Origin of the sequence: Halorubrum sp. GN11_10-6_MGM, assembly GCF_005435165.1 — an archaeon.
In the GTDB taxonomy this organism is placed as follows: domain Archaea; phylum Halobacteriota; class Halobacteria; order Halobacteriales; family Haloferacaceae; genus Halorubrum.
In genome coordinates, this window is the sequence record NZ_SGUC01000017.1 from 1 (window position 1) to 15,465 (window position 15,465).

At 67.5% G+C, this 15,465-nt stretch carries 18 protein-coding genes and 1 pseudogene; 5 read left to right on the forward strand and 14 right to left on the reverse strand.

Going from position 1 to position 15,465, the window contains the following annotated elements:
• Together EXE46_RS16845 and EXE46_RS09760 are read left to right on the forward strand one after the other, a co-directional pair.
• Nucleotides 1–99: pseudogene (locus EXE46_RS16845) on the forward strand (IS1595 family transposase); the annotation flags it as partial.
• A gap of 37 nt (nucleotides 100–136) precedes the next feature.
• The gene (locus EXE46_RS09760) at nucleotides 137–1,234 is read left to right on the forward strand and encodes an AAA family ATPase (RefSeq protein WP_158413942.1); all 1,098 of its coding nucleotides are present in this window, start codon (nucleotides 137–139) and stop codon (nucleotides 1,232–1,234) included.
• Between the two features lie 209 nt (nucleotides 1,235–1,443).
• Here EXE46_RS09760 and EXE46_RS09765 read toward each other — a convergent pair whose 3' ends face one another.
• The 3 genes from EXE46_RS09765 to EXE46_RS09775 form a co-directional block, all read right to left on the reverse strand.
• Nucleotides 1,444–2,097, reverse strand: a complete 654-nt coding sequence (locus EXE46_RS09765; RefSeq protein WP_241981530.1) for a dolichyl-phosphate hexose transferase — start codon at nucleotides 2,095–2,097, stop codon at nucleotides 1,444–1,446.
• 227 nt (nucleotides 2,098–2,324) lie between these two features.
• Complete coding sequence (locus EXE46_RS09770) at nucleotides 2,325–3,980, reverse strand: GMC family oxidoreductase (protein ID WP_137688208.1); 1,656 nt, start codon at nucleotides 3,978–3,980, stop codon at nucleotides 2,325–2,327.
• Nucleotides 3,977–4,537, reverse strand: coding sequence for a gluconate 2-dehydrogenase subunit 3 family protein (locus tag EXE46_RS09775; protein ID WP_137688209.1), 561 nt, complete (start codon nucleotides 4,535–4,537; stop codon nucleotides 3,977–3,979). Before EXE46_RS09775 ends, EXE46_RS09770 begins: the two co-directional genes overlap by 4 nt.
• 122 nt (nucleotides 4,538–4,659) lie before the next feature.
• Here EXE46_RS09775 and EXE46_RS09780 point away from each other — a divergent pair, with 122 nt between their 5' ends.
• Nucleotides 4,660–6,270 (forward strand): iron ABC transporter permease, encoded by a 1,611-nt coding sequence (locus EXE46_RS09780; protein WP_137688210.1) that lies wholly within the window; start codon nucleotides 4,660–4,662, stop codon nucleotides 6,268–6,270.
• A 121-nt stretch (nucleotides 6,271–6,391) separates the two neighbouring features.
• Here the strand turns inward: EXE46_RS09780 and EXE46_RS09785 are convergent, their stop codons facing one another.
• The 6 genes from EXE46_RS09785 to EXE46_RS09805 form a co-directional block, all read right to left on the reverse strand.
• A complete protein-coding gene (locus EXE46_RS09785; protein ID WP_137688211.1) occupies nucleotides 6,392–7,447 on the reverse strand; it encodes a sulfite exporter TauE/SafE family protein in 1,056 nt (351 codons plus the stop codon).
• The gene (locus tag EXE46_RS17160; RefSeq protein ID WP_199234150.1) at nucleotides 7,437–7,601 is read right to left on the reverse strand and encodes a hypothetical protein; all 165 of its coding nucleotides are present in this window, start codon (nucleotides 7,599–7,601) and stop codon (nucleotides 7,437–7,439) included. Before EXE46_RS17160 ends, EXE46_RS09785 begins: the two co-directional genes overlap by 11 nt.
• 381 nt (nucleotides 7,602–7,982) lie before the next feature.
• Nucleotides 7,983–9,158: an inorganic phosphate transporter gene (locus EXE46_RS09790; RefSeq protein ID WP_137688212.1), complete on the reverse strand. Its 1,176-nt coding sequence runs from the start codon at nucleotides 9,156–9,158 to the stop codon at nucleotides 7,983–7,985.
• A gap of 12 nt (nucleotides 9,159–9,170) precedes the next feature.
• Nucleotides 9,171–9,629, reverse strand: coding sequence for a YeeE/YedE family protein (locus tag EXE46_RS09795; RefSeq protein ID WP_137688213.1), 459 nt, complete (start codon nucleotides 9,627–9,629; stop codon nucleotides 9,171–9,173).
• A complete protein-coding gene (locus EXE46_RS09800) occupies nucleotides 9,626–10,183 on the reverse strand; it encodes a YeeE/YedE family protein (protein WP_137688214.1) in 558 nt (185 codons plus the stop codon). Before EXE46_RS09800 ends, EXE46_RS09795 begins: the two co-directional genes overlap by 4 nt.
• An 8-nt stretch (nucleotides 10,184–10,191) precedes the next feature.
• Nucleotides 10,192–11,385, reverse strand: coding sequence for an MBL fold metallo-hydrolase (locus EXE46_RS09805; protein WP_137688215.1), 1,194 nt, complete (start codon nucleotides 11,383–11,385; stop codon nucleotides 10,192–10,194).
• 248 nt (nucleotides 11,386–11,633) lie between these two features.
• On the opposite strand from EXE46_RS09805, the gene EXE46_RS09810 reads away from it, so the two are divergent.
• Nucleotides 11,634–11,879 (forward strand): sulfurtransferase TusA family protein, encoded by a 246-nt coding sequence (locus EXE46_RS09810; protein ID WP_137688216.1) that lies wholly within the window; start codon nucleotides 11,634–11,636, stop codon nucleotides 11,877–11,879.
• A 2-nt stretch (nucleotides 11,880–11,881) separates the two neighbouring features.
• Nucleotides 11,882–12,466 (forward strand): DsrE/DsrF/DrsH-like family protein, encoded by a 585-nt coding sequence (locus EXE46_RS09815; protein WP_137688217.1) that lies wholly within the window; start codon nucleotides 11,882–11,884, stop codon nucleotides 12,464–12,466.
• Nucleotides 12,467–12,515: 49 nt separating this feature from the next.
• Here EXE46_RS09815 and EXE46_RS09820 read toward each other — a convergent pair whose 3' ends face one another.
• The 5 genes from EXE46_RS09820 to EXE46_RS16850 all read right to left on the reverse strand — a co-directional run bounded on the left by EXE46_RS09820 (nucleotide 12,516) and on the right by EXE46_RS16850 (nucleotide 15,422).
• Nucleotides 12,516–13,169: a DUF1641 domain-containing protein gene (locus EXE46_RS09820; protein ID WP_137688218.1), complete on the reverse strand. Its 654-nt coding sequence runs from the start codon at nucleotides 13,167–13,169 to the stop codon at nucleotides 12,516–12,518.
• Nucleotides 13,170–13,171: 2 nt separating this feature from the next.
• Nucleotides 13,172–14,317: an NAD(P)/FAD-dependent oxidoreductase gene (locus EXE46_RS09825; RefSeq protein ID WP_137688219.1), complete on the reverse strand. Its 1,146-nt coding sequence runs from the start codon at nucleotides 14,315–14,317 to the stop codon at nucleotides 13,172–13,174.
• Entirely contained in the window at nucleotides 14,314–14,568 is a 255-nt protein-coding gene (locus EXE46_RS09830) for a sulfurtransferase TusA family protein (RefSeq protein WP_137688220.1), read from the reverse strand. The genes EXE46_RS09825 and EXE46_RS09830 overlap by 4 nt, the downstream gene beginning before the upstream one ends.
• A gap of 117 nt (nucleotides 14,569–14,685) precedes the next feature.
• Nucleotides 14,686–15,279, reverse strand: a complete 594-nt coding sequence (locus EXE46_RS09835) for a class I SAM-dependent methyltransferase (RefSeq protein ID WP_137688221.1) — start codon at nucleotides 15,277–15,279, stop codon at nucleotides 14,686–14,688.
• 2 nt (nucleotides 15,280–15,281) lie between these two features.
• Nucleotides 15,282–15,422 (reverse strand): hypothetical protein, encoded by a 141-nt coding sequence (locus tag EXE46_RS16850; RefSeq protein ID WP_158413943.1) that lies wholly within the window; start codon nucleotides 15,420–15,422, stop codon nucleotides 15,282–15,284.
• Nucleotides 15,423–15,465: the final 43 nt, after the last annotated feature.

Consider the following 15,465-nt stretch of genomic DNA (forward strand, 5'->3'; position numbering starts at 1 on the left):
AGACTCACACCATATCTCCGAGCGTTTCAGCTCCGTCGTGAAGTGTTCCGAAAACCGGGGAAAGAAGCGCTCAAAACCATCCTCGAAACTGCGCTATGACTCACCAACAATCTCCGCCACAAGAGCGTTATTTTTATTGGTTGAAGACGAGATCGAGGAGCAATTCGGAGACTCAAACATTGTTAATAAATCTGAAGACGATTTAGTTGTCTTATACGATAGTCCTGAGGCATATCTTCATCCACAGCTCCAATTGAATTTCTTAAATTATATTAAAGACTATTTAAACCAAAAGTCGGATTCGAACCGTAAGGTACAGATCATCATGTGTACACACTCGAAAATGATCATTGATAATACTCCTGACGATTCACTTTACTTCCTATTTTATCCAGATCAAGTTGAAGAAAATCAATTACGCTCTGCTTCGGAGGTTCCAGACGAACTTCGTAATTTAATCAGTAAAGAAATGGGTTTAACAGCGTTGTCATCTGGTGAAGATATACTACTAGTGGAGGGCAGAGACGATAGGGAGGTTATTCAAAGAATTGATGATGAAATCGAAAAAGAACTCAGTGTCATTGAAATGGGGGGAAAAGACCCGATCGTAAATCTGGATGAGACATTTAATAAAATGGTCCCAAAATTAGATGGAGTTGATCTGTACGCAATTGTGGATCGTGATAGAGGTATGAAATTGAATAAACAAATACCAGATAATATACACGTTCTTCCAGTCACCTCTGTAGAGAATTTAATCCTAAAACCAGATGTTATATTTGAGACAGTTCAAGACATTCTCGGTCGAAAACTAAAAACAGAGGGATACGAATCACCACAAGATATTGAAAACTTGTTATCCAATATTGTATTACACGAGAATTTCATCGAAAAAGAGGCACACACTAGATGGAACGAACAGTTTGGTGAATTACATCTTAGCTATAGAAGTTTTGAAAAATCAAAAGGATTTGATGATATTGGTTCATTCGCAAAAAATGAATTGGGAAATAAATTAGATGATGTGAGTGAGTTTTCAGAGATCCGGAAGGAAGTTGAACAGCTAGCAGAGAATGGAAACATTGATCAACTTCAGGGCAAGGAGATACTCAAAGAACTGTCCAATCAATTTAATATAAAGACAGAGCGCTTGCTCCGTATGTGTGCGAGAAGGTTGGATGTGGAAGATCTCCCTGATGAAACGAGAGACTTCATCCAAGAGGCCAAATCATAATACTTGGCACATGACGTGGTATAATCTCGTGGACTTCCCTCCTCGAAATCCAAGCACAGAGTATCCGTAGTCCACTCCGCCGCTCTTAGTATCGTAATTGTTCAGCGCCGCCGCTCACAAGTGTGAAAACGTCGCCGGCGGCGGTCCACTGTGCCCACAGTGTACCTCCGGACCGCCGTCCGACGACGGCGTCGAGGGGAGAAGTGCCCTCAGAAGCGCCGCAGCTGCTCTTCGAGACAGACGGTGACGATCGACTTCGCGATGGCGGCGCCGCCGCCGATCGGGTCGAGCTTCGTGTCGCCGAGGCGCTCGGCGTAGGCGATCGGGCGCTCCCGCACGTCGTACCCGCGCATCAGGGGCCGGATGAGGAGTTCCGCCGAGAGGCCGGTGTTCTCCGTCCACCCGATCTCCTCGACGACCTCGCGGCGGTACGCGCGCATCCCCGTCGTGGTGTCGTGGACGCGCTCGCCCATCAGCAGGCTCGCGAGCGCGGCGAACGCGTGGTTCCCGAACCGGTTGAACGCCGGCATCGCCTCGGCCCCGTGATAGAGCCGGTCGCCGCTCACCACGTCGGCGCCGTCGTTGACCTCCGCGAGGAACTCCGGCAGCGCCTCCATCGGATAGGTGTCGTCGCAGTCCGTCGTGACGACCACGGGGCGGTCGGGCGTCAAGATCGCCTCGCGGACGGCGACGCCGTACCCCTGCGGCTCCTGTTCGATGACCTGCGCCCCGTGTTCGCGGGCGATCTCCGCGGTCCGGTCCGAGGAGCCGTCGACGCAGACGACCTCCGCCTTCCCGTCGGTCACCTCGTCGATGTCGTCGAGGACGGTCGCGATCGCCTCCTCCTCGTTGTACGTCCCCATCACGACGCTGAGGTCGTCGAAGGTGTACTCGTCGCCCCGGGCCGCCTCGTCGGCGGCGGCGCCGACCGCCGCGTCCGACCCTTCGGTTTGGTCCGTCTTGTCGGCCGAGTCCGCCCCGACCGACGCCGCCGACCCGTTCGTCGCGTGTGCTGAGTCGCTCATTACCCGTCTCTCAGTCCGGACGCACTTGAGTTTTTAGGTTTACCTAAAATAGTGGCAAACGACCGTCAGTTCGTCTCTGAGAGCCGGGCGTCCACGTCGTCGGCGACGCGGAGCGCGAGCGCGGCGATGGTGAGCGTGGGGTTCATCGCCCCGCTCGTCGGGAAGACGGAGCTAGACGCGATCCAGCAGTTGTCGAGGTCGTGGGTCCGACAGTCGGCGTCGACGACGCCGCGCTCGGGGTCGTCGCTCATCCGCGTCGTGCCCATGTGGTGGTAGGCGGGTCCCGTCGCGTCCGGCCCGGCGACCCACTCCACGTCGGCGCCGAGCTCCTCTAAGATCGCGACTTGGACCTCGTTCGCCCGCTCGATCGTGTCGAGCGCGCGGTCGCCGACGGTCCACTCGATCCGCGGCACGGGGTTGCCGCGGTCGTCCGTCCGGTCGTCGGCGAGGGTGATCCGGCTGTCGGCGTCGGGGGCCTGCTCGACGAGTCCGCCCATCGCGACGTGGGTCCCGTACCCGTCGCGGAGCCGCTCCAGCAGGGAGTCGCCCCAGTCGTCGCCGGTGAGCGCCATCTCCACCGGCGAGGGTCCGGCGTAGTTGAAGAACTCCAGCTTGAACGGCGCCTGCGTCTCGTCGGCCTCGTCGTAGAACTGGTCGCAGGCGCTGGTGTAGAAGCCGACGTGGTTCTGTCTGGTCGGCTCGTCGAGCGTGCCGCCCGCGCCCGCGAACAGGTGGTCCATGAAGAACTCGCCGACGTGGCCGCTCCCGTTCGCGAGCCCGTCGGGGTAGCGGTCCGAGGCCGACAGCAGGAGGAGCCGCGGCGTCTCCACCCCGCCGGCGGCGACGACGAACGCGTCCGCCGCCTGCCGGTGCCGCTCCCCGTCCGGCGTCGCGTAGACGGCGCCGGTCACCCTGTCGTCGCTGTCGTGTTCCAGCCGCTCGACCGGGGCGCGGTCGATGACGGTGGCCCCCTGTTCCTCGGCGCGCTCGACGTGGACCGTCGCGTCGTACTTCGCGCCGCTCGGACAGACGGGCTGGCAGGTGCCGTAGCCGACGCAGGGCGAGCGGTCGTCGTACGGCTCGGAGTTGCGCGCGTTCGGCACCGAGTGCATGTCGATCCCCAGCTCCTCGCAGGCCTCGGCGAACAGCGAGTCGCTGTAGGAGGGCTCGAACGCGGGCATCGGGTGGGGCTCCTCGCGAGGCGGCGCGTAGGGGTTGTCCGACGCGCCCGCCACACCAAGCTCGCGTTCCGACTCAGCGTAGTAGGGGCGCAGGTCGGCGTAGTCGATCGGCCAGTCGGGGCCGACGCCCCGCGCCGTTCCGGAGTTGAAGTCGTCCTCGTGGAGCCGCATCACCATCCCCTGCCAGTGGAGCGTCGACCCGCCGACCCCCTTCACGCGGGCGTGGTTGAGGGGGTACGAGCGGTCGCCGGCGTTCTCGTAGGCGTCGCGCGCGCCGCCGCCACCCCATACGTCCGGTCGCCCGTAGAAGGGGCGTATCGCGCGCTCCTGTCTGGCGAGGCGGTCCGCGGGGTCGAACCGCGGCCCGGCGTCGAGGACGACGACCTCGTGGTCGGCCGCCAGCCGGTCGGCGACGAGCGCTCCGGCCGGGCCGGCCCCGACGACGCAGACGTCCGCGTCCGGGACCGGCGTGCGGTTGACGTCGCGGCCGGCGTCGCCGCCGTCCGACCGCTCGTTCCCGACGCTCTCGGCGCCGCTCACGGCGGCCCCCGCCGGTAGCTCTCGGCGCCCCCGGCGTACCCCTGCGGGTTCTCGATGCCGACCAGCTCGCCGCCGGTCGGCGAGGCGTACAGCGCGAGCAGCAGCTCGTTGACGACGAAGAAGCGGACCCGCTCCGCGGTCGTTCCGTCCGGATTCTCGTCGGCCACGTCCGCGCCGAGCTCCCGGAGCAGCCCGTCGCGCTCGGCGGGCGAGAGGTCGGTGACGGGGGAGTCGTACCACGATCGGGCCGCCGACTCGACCTCGGCGGCCGCGGCGCGGACCCCCGCCGCGTGCGCCGACCCGTCGAGGCGCCCGTCGAGGAAGCCGCCGACGAACGCGTCGACGCCGGAGACCGCCTCGGGGTAGACGACTCGGGCGACCGCGGTCATCGCCTCGCGGACCGCCTCGTCGGAGAGCGCCGCGCCGTCCGACGAGGGGTCGGGGCCTCCCGCTCCGCTGTCGGCTCCCCCGGTCGTTCGACGGACACCGAGCGCGACGCCGCCGGTCGCGCCGATCGCGGCCAGCGCGGCCGCCGCGTCGCGTCGCGTCAGTTCCATGGAGTATTTTAGGTAGCCCTAAATTCTTATATCCGTCGGAGCGCGGTCGTTCCCAACGGGCGATCGGAACCCCTAACGCCGGGCGCGACCACGCTCCGACAGACAGCCTCCGTCTCCGCACAATGACCCTGCGAAACCGGCTCCGCGACCGCTTGACCGACGGCGACGACAGGCTCCCGCTCGGGCTGACGCTGCTCTGCGCGGCGATCGCCGCCACGCTCGTGTTCCCGCTGGCGTGGCTCGTCATCGAGGCGGTGGCGGTCGAGCGCGAGCGCGCGGTCGGCCTGCTCTTCAGCGCCGGGACCGCCGACGTGCTCGCCAACAGCCTCCTGCTGATGGCGGGCGTCACCGGCTTCTCGATCGCGATCGGCGTGCCCCTCGCGTACCTCACGGCTCGGACCGACCTCCCCTTCCGCCGGTTCTGGTCGGTCGCGGCCGCCCTCCCGCTCGTCGTGCCGAGCTACGTCGGCGCCTTCTCGTTCGTCTCGGCGTTCGGCCCGCAGGGCGAGTTCCACGAGGTGCTCGCCCCGCTGGGCGTCGAGCGCGTCCCGGAGATCGGCGGGCTCTCCGGCTCGATCCTCGTCATCACGCTGTACACCTACCCGTACGTCTACCTAACGACCCGGGCGGCGCTCCTGTCGTTCGACACGACCCTCCTCGAAGCGGCTCGGACGCTGAACCACGGGCGGCTCGCGGCGTTCCGCCGCGTGACGCTCCCGACCATTCGCCCCGCGATCGCCGCCGGATCGCTGCTCGCGGCGCTGTACGCGGTCTCGGACTTCGGCACGCCGTCGATAATGCGGCTCCCGGTGTTCACTCGGCAGATATACGTCGAGTACAACGCGTTCGGTCGCGACTACGCCGCGCTGTTGTCGCTCCAACTGCTCGTCGTCGTCGTCCTCGTGCTGGCCTTGGAGTGGGCGGTCCGCTCGAACCGAGAGACGAGCGGCGACGACGCGGGCCGCACCGACGACCGGGTGTCGCTCGGGTGGCTTCGCTGGCCGGCGACGCTGCTCCCGGCCGGGGTGTCCGCGTTCGCCCTGTTGGTCCCGCTGTGGATTCTCGGACTGTGGCTGGTCAACTCCGAGGCCGGCCGCCGGCCCTCGCTCGCCTTCGAGCCGATACAGGTGCTCAACTCCGTGTCGGTCTCGGCGGCCGCCGCGGTCGTCGCCGCGCTCGCCGCGATCCCGATCGCGTACTTCGCCGCGAACCACGACTCGCCGCTCGCGGTCGTCTTCGAGCGGGCGACGTACGTCGGCTTCGCGGTGCCCGGCATCGTGCTGGCGCTCGCGCTGGTGTACTTCGGCTCCGGCTACGCGCCGTGGATCTACCAGACGCTCCCCCTCTTGGTGTTCGCGTACGTCGTCCGGTTCCTCCCGCAAGCGGTCGGGTCGACCCGGACGTCGATCCTTCAGGTCGACCGTCGGCTCGTCGAGGCCGGGCGCACCCTCGGCGAGTCGCCGACCGGGGCGTTCAGACGCGTGACGTTCCCGCTCACGCGCTCGGGCATCGTCGCCGGGGCCGCACTCGTGTTCCTCACGACGATGAAGGAACTCCCGGTCACGCTCGTGCTCCGCCCCACCGGGTTCGACACGATCGTCACGCAGATCTGGCGCGCACAGGAGACCGCGCTCTACCAGTACGCGGTGGTGCCGACGCTGATCCTGCTGGCCATCTCCGGGCTCTCGATGGTCGTCCTCCTCGCGCAGGAGGACGGTCAAGAGGGACTGTGAGGACCGAGGCCGACGGCGCGGCGCCGACCGCTCGACGGCGCGCGACGGACCGATCGCTCCCGTTTTGTCATCTGTTTTGGAACAACTGAACAATACCGCGGACGCGACGGCGGAACGTCGGTCAGTCGGCGGTCGACGTCTGCTGTTGCCGCGTCACGCGGAGCGAGGTGACCGTCGTGTAGAGGACCGCGAACGCGACGACGACCGCCGCGCCGATGACGAGCACTAAGCCGAGCAGTTCGAGCGTCGCGTTGCCGAGGTACGAGCCCACCTCGCCGATACCCACGGCGACGGAGCCGACCAGCAGCATCCCGCCGAAGTACACCTTGATCTCGTCGGCGTCGACGACGGCCGTCGCGGCGGACCCGACGCGCGCGCCGAGCGCGCTCCCGAACAGCAGCGGGACGACGATACCGAGGTTCACGCCGCCGCCCTGACCGTAGAGGTAGCTCCCGAGCCCGCCCGAGAAGACGATCTCGAAGAGGTCGGTGCCGACCGCGACGGGCACCGGAACGCCGATCGCGTAGATCATCGCGGGCATCCGGATGAACCCCCCGCCGACGCCGAGGAACCCGGAGAGGACGCCGGTCGCGAAGGCGACGGCCGTGATCACCCATGCGGAGACGCGGACGTCGCCGCGGAGCGTCACCATCGGCGGAATCCGGACTGTCTGCTGAATCTTCTTGGCGATCTCGGGGATCTCGTACTCGTCGAGGTCCTTATCGGCGGTCTCGTGGTCGACGCCGCCCCCGCCGCCGTTGAGGGCGTCGCGGGTCACCATCGCGCCGACGCCGCCGAGCAGGACGACGTAGGCGACGCTGATGACGCCGCCGGCGAGCCCCAGCGATTCGAGGTAGTAGACGCTGGCGCGCCCGGCCTCGATACCGATCGTCGTCCCGGTGATCATGATCACGCCGAGCTTGTAGTCCACCTGCCCGAGGTCGTGGTGTTTCAGCGTCGCGATGACGGCCGTCCCGAAGACGAACGCCATCCCGCTGCCGACCGCGACGGGCGCCGGGTAGTCTAACATTAGCAGGGCCGGCGTGACGAGGAACGACCCGCCCATGCCGAAGAACCCGAACAGGACGCCGACGACGAGGCCGAACCCGGCGAACAGGGCGAGCATCTCGGGGCTCGTCCCCAGGAAGCCGGGTCCGCTGAGGAGGCTACCGAGCACTCGCGTCACCTCCGACGACGAGCCGCATCAGATGGGGGCCGACGAGCCGTTCGAGGCCGCCGTACCCCACGTACAGTACGAACGCTTCGAAGAGGATCGCGCCGATAAGCAGGGCCGTCTCCGGGTCCCACGTGGGTATCTCTAGTCCCGCCATCGACGCTCCCTCCGACTTCCGAACACGGAAATTCGCTTCTGGCACATTTCTGCTCACTCCCCTCTACCTGCTTCGTGCCTATAACGGTTTTGGGCTCGCTGTACAATACTATATTCCGGTAACCTCGGTCGGAGTACCGATAACTTACAGAGAGGATATGGCCTCCGCGAGGACTCCGCGAGGGACCGCGATCGACCGGTGGGCATCGCGGACCGGCCGGCGAGCGTCGCGGACCGGCCGGCGGGCGTCGCGCCCGACACACCTGACCTATCGAACGAAATCGCGTTGTCGCGGTGTCACGCGCTGGCCGCCAGCGACGGAGCCGCCGGCGACGCCGCCGCTTCGGACAGTTCTAAGCGATCGGCGCCGCGGCGTCCCCGGCTATAACAGGAGGAACGCGACACCGTACGCGAGCGCGAACGAGAGGCCGAACGACCCGGCCCACGCGCCGACCGTCGTGAGGATCTTTCCGGCGTCCACCGCGTCGCGCCCCCCGACCGCCGCGCCGCTGCCGATGATGGCGCTGACGACGATCTCGTTGAACGAGACGGGGACCCCGAGCAGCACCGCCAGCTGCGCGATCAGGAACGACGGGACGAGCGCGGAGATGGAGCGACGCGGCCCGAGCGAGGAGTAGTCCTGCGAGAGCGACTTGATCATCCGGGGCGCGCCGGTCCACGAGCCGACGAGCATGCCGAACCCGCCGCCGACGAGGACGGCGGTCGTCGAGGCCATCCCCACCTCGTCGAGCAGCGGTAACAGGGGGCCGACCGCCAGCCCGACCTGACTCCCGCCCGCGGAGAACGCGACGAGCGACCCGAGCGAGAGCAGGACGCGCCGGAGCCCGCCCTGTTCGTCGCGGCGCACGTCCCACCGGACGACGGATGCGACGGCCAGCGCCGCGAGGCCCGTGATCGCGACCGCCGACGCGAGCCCGTCGACCGAGAGGGTCCGCTGCGCGAGTCCGCGGACGGTCCCCGGCGCGGGCCCCTCACCCAGAAAGCTGAACCGGACGTTCACGAGGACTGCGCCGACGAGCCCGGCGAGCGCCGCGACGGTGTACCGCTCGGGAACTCCGGGCCGCGGGAGGACCGAGGCGATCCCGAACGCGATGCCGCCGCCGACGAACGGCGTCAGCAGCCAGACGGCGCCGATCTGCCCGTACTTCGACGGGACCGGCGTCCCCCCGAGCGCGAGGCCGACGCCGATGACGGCGCCGGTCACGGTGAACGCGGTCGCGATCGGGATCCCGGTGATGATGCCGACCGCCATCAGCCCCGCACCGAGGAGGAGTACGAGGATGACGCCGGCGACCGGGAGGCTGATCCCGCCGACGAGGCCGCTGCCGACGGCTTCCGAGACGTTGCCACCTTGGGTGACGGCGCCGGCGAAGCCGAAGACGCCGACCAGGAGCGCGGCCCGCATCGTCCCGATGGCGTTCGCGCCGACCGCGGGGGCGAACGGCGTCGCGCCGCTCGACCCGGCGCCGATCACCCACGCCATGAACAGGCTGGCGAGCGCTGCGCCGACGAAGAGCGCGATAAGAGCGGGGTCCATCGTGCGGGCGTGTCAGTCCGCGCCCGCCGCGGCGGCGTCGCGGGTCTCGCTCCGGCTCCGCCAGTACCCCTGCGCGTACGCGCCGAGGAACATCCCGCCGAGCGCCCAGAGGATGGTGACGTTGCCGACCCCGAGGCTGGCGTACGCCGCCCCCGGACAGATGCCGGAGAGCCCCCAGCCGACGCCGAAGACGGCGCCGCCGACGAGGACGTTCCGGTCGAACGGCTTCAGCCGCCGCTCGTAGCGATCGCCCGTGAGGGGCGCGCCCTCCCGGAGCCGGGGCAGCAGGGCGAACGCGACCCCGGAGACGATCGCGGCCCCGAACATCACGAACGGGAGCCCCAAGTCGTCGAACTGGAGGAAGTTCAACACGACCTCCGGCCGCGCCATGTGGCTGAATCCGAGCCCGAACCCGAAGATCAGCCCGCCGACGAACACCAGGGGCTTGAACAGCGGGTGCCGACCGCTCATGGACTCACCCCCAGCGCGGCGACGACCTGTGCGGTCCCGATCGCCACGGTCAGGAACGTCGCGACGCCGACCAGCGACGTCTTCGACGCCGAGCCGACGCCGCAGACGCCGTGGCCGGACGTACACCCCTTCCCGATCCGGGTGCCGATACCGACCAGTATTCCGCCGAAGAACAGGCGCCACGGCTGGACGTCGGTCGCCCAGAGCGTCACGCCGGCGACCTCGTACAGGCGGCCGGTCGTCCCGGGCTCGTACAGCGAACTGGTGACTACGCCCGACTGGAACGTCGCGGCGAACGCGAGTCCGCCGAGGACGATCCCGGCCGTGAACACGAGCCGCCAGTCGCGCGAGGCGACGTACCGCCGGAACCGCGGCTGGTCGGAGACGTACGACAGCGTCGACTCCAGGAACGTGCTCGCCCCGGCGGGGATGCCGGTACCGGCGTAGATGACGACGGTCCCGAGGCCGACGAGCAGTCCGCCGACGGCGTACCGGCCGATCCCGTTGGGGAACAGATCGGCGATCGCCTGAAGCAGTACTGGGTCAGCAACCATCGGCGTCGTCAGTCACCCGCGAGCGAGTCCTGGCTGGCGGCGCAGTTGTTCGGGCCGAGTTCGAGGGTGAACGCCTCCTCGTCGTCGACGGCCTCCTGGCCGAGGTTCGTCGCAATGATGTCCTCGTAGTTGGCCGGGCGGGGGGGCATGTCCGAGAGGATCAGGTCGACGAACTCGTCTTCGGCCATCGTGAGCGCGTCCATCTCCCCGACGAGCTCGCCGACCGGCGCCGTGTAGGTGCCGTCGGCGGCGGGGTCGGCGGCGTCGCTGAAGTGCGCGCCGCCGATCAGGGTGTCGTCGGGCAGCGTCAGCACGCGCTCCTGAAGCGACTCGTACAGCATGCGCGCGGCGTCGGGGGCGCCGTCGTCGCCCTCTTCGAGGTCCGGGCGGGCGACGCTCTCGACGAACAGCCCGTCGCCGGTCGCGAGGAGGCTCTCGTCGACGAGGTAGGAGGTCATCCCGGTCGTGTGGCCGGGGGTGTAGACGGCCTCGATCGTCGCGTCGCCGACCGCGAACGCGTCGCCGTCGGCCGCCGTGGTCAGCTCGTCGGCGTAGGTGACGCCGCGGTCGACCGCGGCGTCGGGGATGACGCCTTCGACGCCCTCGGCGTCGAGGTCGCGCACGCCCGAGATGTGGTCGGCGTGGACGTGCGTGTCGATGGCGTACGTCAGCTCGACGCCGAGGTCGTCGGCGTCGTCGAGGTAGCGGTCGGTGAAGGCCCGAAGCGGGTCGATGATCGCGGCCTCGCCGTCGTCGTAGAGCAGGTAGCCGAGACAGCCCGAAGAGGGGCGCTGGTACTGGAGGAGCGTGCCGGCGCCGTCGTAGCGGTCGACCTCGACGGCCTCGTAGATGCTCGCCCAGCCGTTCATCCCGTCTTCGAGGTGGTCGACGTCGTAGCCGCGCTCCGCGAGCGTGCCCGCGACGTACTCGCTGGCGCCGCCCTTCGCGCAGAGGACGGTCACCTCGCGGTCGTCGGGGATCCGGTCGAGGACGTCGTCGTCGACGTCGTCTTCGAGGAACTCGAAGTACGGAACGTTGATCGACGTGACGTTCTCGCCGTCGATGCGCCACTCGTCGTAGTCCGACTGCATGCGCGCGTCGAGGATCGCGACGTCCTCGCCGGCGTCGATTCGATGTTTGAGCGAGTCCGGGTCGACGGAGTCGACGTCGACGTCCGGAGTCGGAAAGTCGTCGGCATTCATGTTTCGCACTCGGTTGTACCGGGTCGACGCACAAAAGTATTTTCATAGTATTTCCTTTTCTAAGCAATACTACTACCCGGTCAAACCGTCAGAAAACCTTCTACTGCCTTCTGGTGCGGTTTGTAAACCGCCTAAACCGGTTTTACCTTATACAGTAGTTGGCGCTCTTCACAAGAATCGACAATCTTTTACTGTACCAGGGGGTATTGTGCGCTAGCTCCAATACAGACGACCGGAGCAGATATCCCATGAGTGCCGAATTCGACATCGCGGAGACGCTCGACGTGAAAGGCGCATCGTGCCCCATGCCAGTGGTGAAGACGAAGTCCGCTATCGACGGCCTCGACGCGGGCGAGGTCCTCGAAGTGCTGGCGACCGACCCCGGAAGCATGAGCGATATCGAGGGCTGGGCCGCCGGCACCGAGGGCGTCGAGCTCGTCGACCAGACGGAGGGCGACGACGTGTACAAACACTACGTCCGCAAGACGGAGTAACGATGAGCACGGACACGCCCGACGCGTCGGCCGAGGACGCGTCGACCGACGACGCACCCTCGCGCGCGGAGCTGGCCGCGCGCGTCGACGAGCTCGAGGAGGCGCTCGCGGAGGCCACCGACGACGGGGACAAGAAGATGAGCATCATCGCCACGAAGGGGACGCTGGACATGGCGTACCCGCCGCTCATCCTCGCGAGCACCGCGGCCGCGTTCGGCTACGACGTGACCGTCTTCCACACGTTCTGGGGGCTCGACATCCTCCACGAGGAGCGCTCGAAGAGCCTCAAGCTCAGCTCCGTCGGCAACCCCAACATGCCCGTTCCGAACGCCGTCGCCGCGCTCCCCGGGATGGACCGCGTGACGACGAAGATGATGGAAAAGCGGATCGCGGACAACGACACCGCCACGATCGAGGAGCTCCTCGAGACGAGCCTCGACATGGGCGTGGAGTTCCAGGCCTGTCAGATGACCATCGACCTGATGGGATACGACGAGGCCGACTTCTACGACGGCGTCACCACGGGCGTCGGCGCCGCGACCGCCCTCCAAGACATGGCCGACGCCGACATCCAACTGCTCGTCTGACCACCGCCGACCGTCCCCCGGTTCCGATTCTCGAACGACTGTTCCGCCGTTATCGCGACTCCGCAGCGGTGCCCTCGCGGTCGGCGCGCTCGCGACCGATCGCGCCCGCCACCGCCAGCAGGTAGCCCAGCCCGTACTGGACCTCCGGATCGCGCACGCCGCGGAGCAGTCCGACGGCACCGACCCGCTCGGGCGGCTCGCGCTCCGCCTCGCCGACGCCCGCGAGCAGCGTCTCGACGCCGTCGCGGGTGTCGTCGTCGGCCGCGGTCTGCGCCACCTCACCGAGCGCGGCGCCGGTGCCGGCCAGCGACCGCACCATCTCGTCGTCGAGGGCCGCGGTCGCCAGCGAACCGACCTCGGCGATCTCGGCCAACTCGTCGAGGGTGCCGCTCCGCTGGAGTTCCAGCAGCGTGTCGAGCGCCGCCCGAAGGTCGTCGCCGTTCTCGCCGACGGCCTCGGCCAGCGCTACGGTCTCGTCGGTGGCGAGGCCGTCGGCGGACTCCGCGAGCGTCGACCCCGTGGCCGAGAGCTCGCGGACCATCTCGTCGTCGAGCGCGCCCTCGCCCAATGAGAGCACGTCCAGCAGCTCGTTGACCGCGTCGAGCCGCTCCACGAACGCGGCGACCGCCTCCGGGTTCTCCGCGATCGCCGCTTCGAGGTCTGTCGGCTCGGCGGCGTCCGTCTGGGCGTCCGTCTCGGACATGGTCAGAGCAACCCTCGCGCGGTGAGCCAGTACGACTCGTTGTACGCCAGCTTCGACCAGTGGAGCTTCTCCGAGGGGGGCGCGGGCGACGGCGGGCGCTCGTAGTCGAACTCGACGAACGAGGCCGCGTCCATCCCCGTCTCGATGAAACACAGCGTCTTGCCGTCGTACGTCGCCGTGGCCGGGCGGCCGCGGACCTCGCTCGCGAGCCGCTGTCCGACCACGCCGGCTTGGTAGTGCGCCACGCTGCCCGCGTTCGGGACGCCGGTGTCGGCGGTGTCGCCGAGCGCGTAGACGTTCTCCGCGTTCTCGGCCTCCAGCGTGTGCTTGTCGACGTCGACCCAGCCGTCGTCGCCGAGCCCGGCCGCCTCGATCAGGTCGATGCCGCCGTGGGGCGGGATCGCCACGAGGAGGTCGTAGTCGAGCTCGGTCCCCTCCATCGACGCGAGCGTCTCCGCGTCGGGGTCGACCGACTCGGCGTTGAAGAACGTCTCCACCTCGATATCCCGCTCCTCCATGATGGGCCGGGCCCACTCGGCGATGTGGGGGTTCCCGTGGACGCGCTGGATCGGGTAGGTGTAGGTGACCTCGACGTCGTCGCGCAGGCCGCGCTCGCGGAACCAGTCGTCGGCCATGAAGACGAACTCCAGCGGCGCGGCCGGACACATGTGCGGCGTCCCGATCACGCTCAACACGAACTCGCCCTCGGTGAACGACAGCAGCTCGTCGCGGAGGGCGGTCGCGCCCGACTCGCTGTAGTAGTCGTGCCCGCCCGCCGCGAGACCGGGAATCCGTTCGGGTTCCAGCGTCGACCCGGTCGCCAACACGAGGCGGTCGTACTCCATTGGCGGCCCGTCGCCGTCGAACCGGAGCCGCTGCGACTCGGTGTCGACCTCGGTCACTCGGTCGATCCGGAGGTCGACCGCGTCGTCGATCAGTTCGTCGAGCGCGCGGCGACCGTCCGCCGGCTCTCGCTGGCCGAACGGCACGTACAGCCACACCGGCTTGTACACGTGCTCGGGGTCGTCGTTGATCAGGGTGACCTCGACGTCGCCGGCGTCGAGTTCGGGTTCGAGCCGGTCGGCGAGGTCGTTGGCGAGCACCGACCCGCCGGTCCCGCCCCCCACGATGACGACGCGCTCGGTCATGCTTTCTCCACGTAGAACGCGCTGTGGTCGTCGAGCTCCTCGACGGCGAGCAGCTCGTTGCCGGCCTCCTCGGCCCACTCGGGGACGTCGGTGAGCGACCCGTCGCTGTCGCTCAGCAGTCGGACGACGTCACCCGAGTCGGCGCTCCGAATCGCGCCGATGAGGTCCATCAGCGGGCCGGGACACGCCGCGCCCCTGGCGTCGACGGTGTCGTCGGGCTCGATGTCGGTTGCGGGTTCGGTGTCGGTCATGGCTGTCTCACACGCGGTGGTTACCGACGCGCGGTATTAGTCTTGTGCGTATATTCCACTATTCTGAAAATACTGATGCCCGCCGACCCACCGACGGCCGCGGCGGCGGTCGCGCGGCTACCGTTCGAACACGAGCGCGTAGTGGTACGGCGGCAGATCGACGCGCCCGTTCAACTCGAACGGCGCGGCGCGACTCACGGCGCCTTCGGTTTCCTCGGGACCCATCCGAAGATCCGTGGGCGGTCCCCGGGATTCGTTCCCGACTGTCGTCGCCTCGCGCGGGCGGTCGTGCCAGTTGACGACGATCAGGCGCCCGCCGGGTTCGACCGCTTCGAACGCCTCCTCGACGAACCCGGACCGGTCGTCGACGCCGTGGAAGGTGTTCGCCACGACGAGCGCGTCGACCCGCTCCGGGAGCAGATCGGTCAGGTCCCGGGCGTCGCCGCGGACCGGAACGACGTTCTCGATCGCCTGTCGCTCGGCGAGCGATTCGAGCTCGTCGAGCAGCGCCGCGTCCAGGTCGACCGCGTACACCGGTGCGGGCTCGACGATCCGGGCGGCGGGGAGCGCGAAGTAGCCGCTCCCGCAGCCGACCTCGGCGACCGACCGACCGGCCCCGATACCGAGGTCTCGGAGCGTCGCGCCCGGCGTCGGCCAGAGCTTTCCCCACCAGTCCCAGTCGGGCTGGCCGGTGTTCCGAAAGCGCTCCATCGTCAGCGCGAGCCGGCCGCGTCGGCCGTGTCGGCGTCAGACGGGCGGTGCGAGGGGGAGCGTCGGTCGCCTCCGACGACCGCGGACCCGCGCTCGTCGCCCGCGCGGGACCGTCCGCTCGCCGCATTAGTATTGTACTTCATACCCACTAATGGAACAGTCCGGTATCTAAGTCTTTCCTCCCCG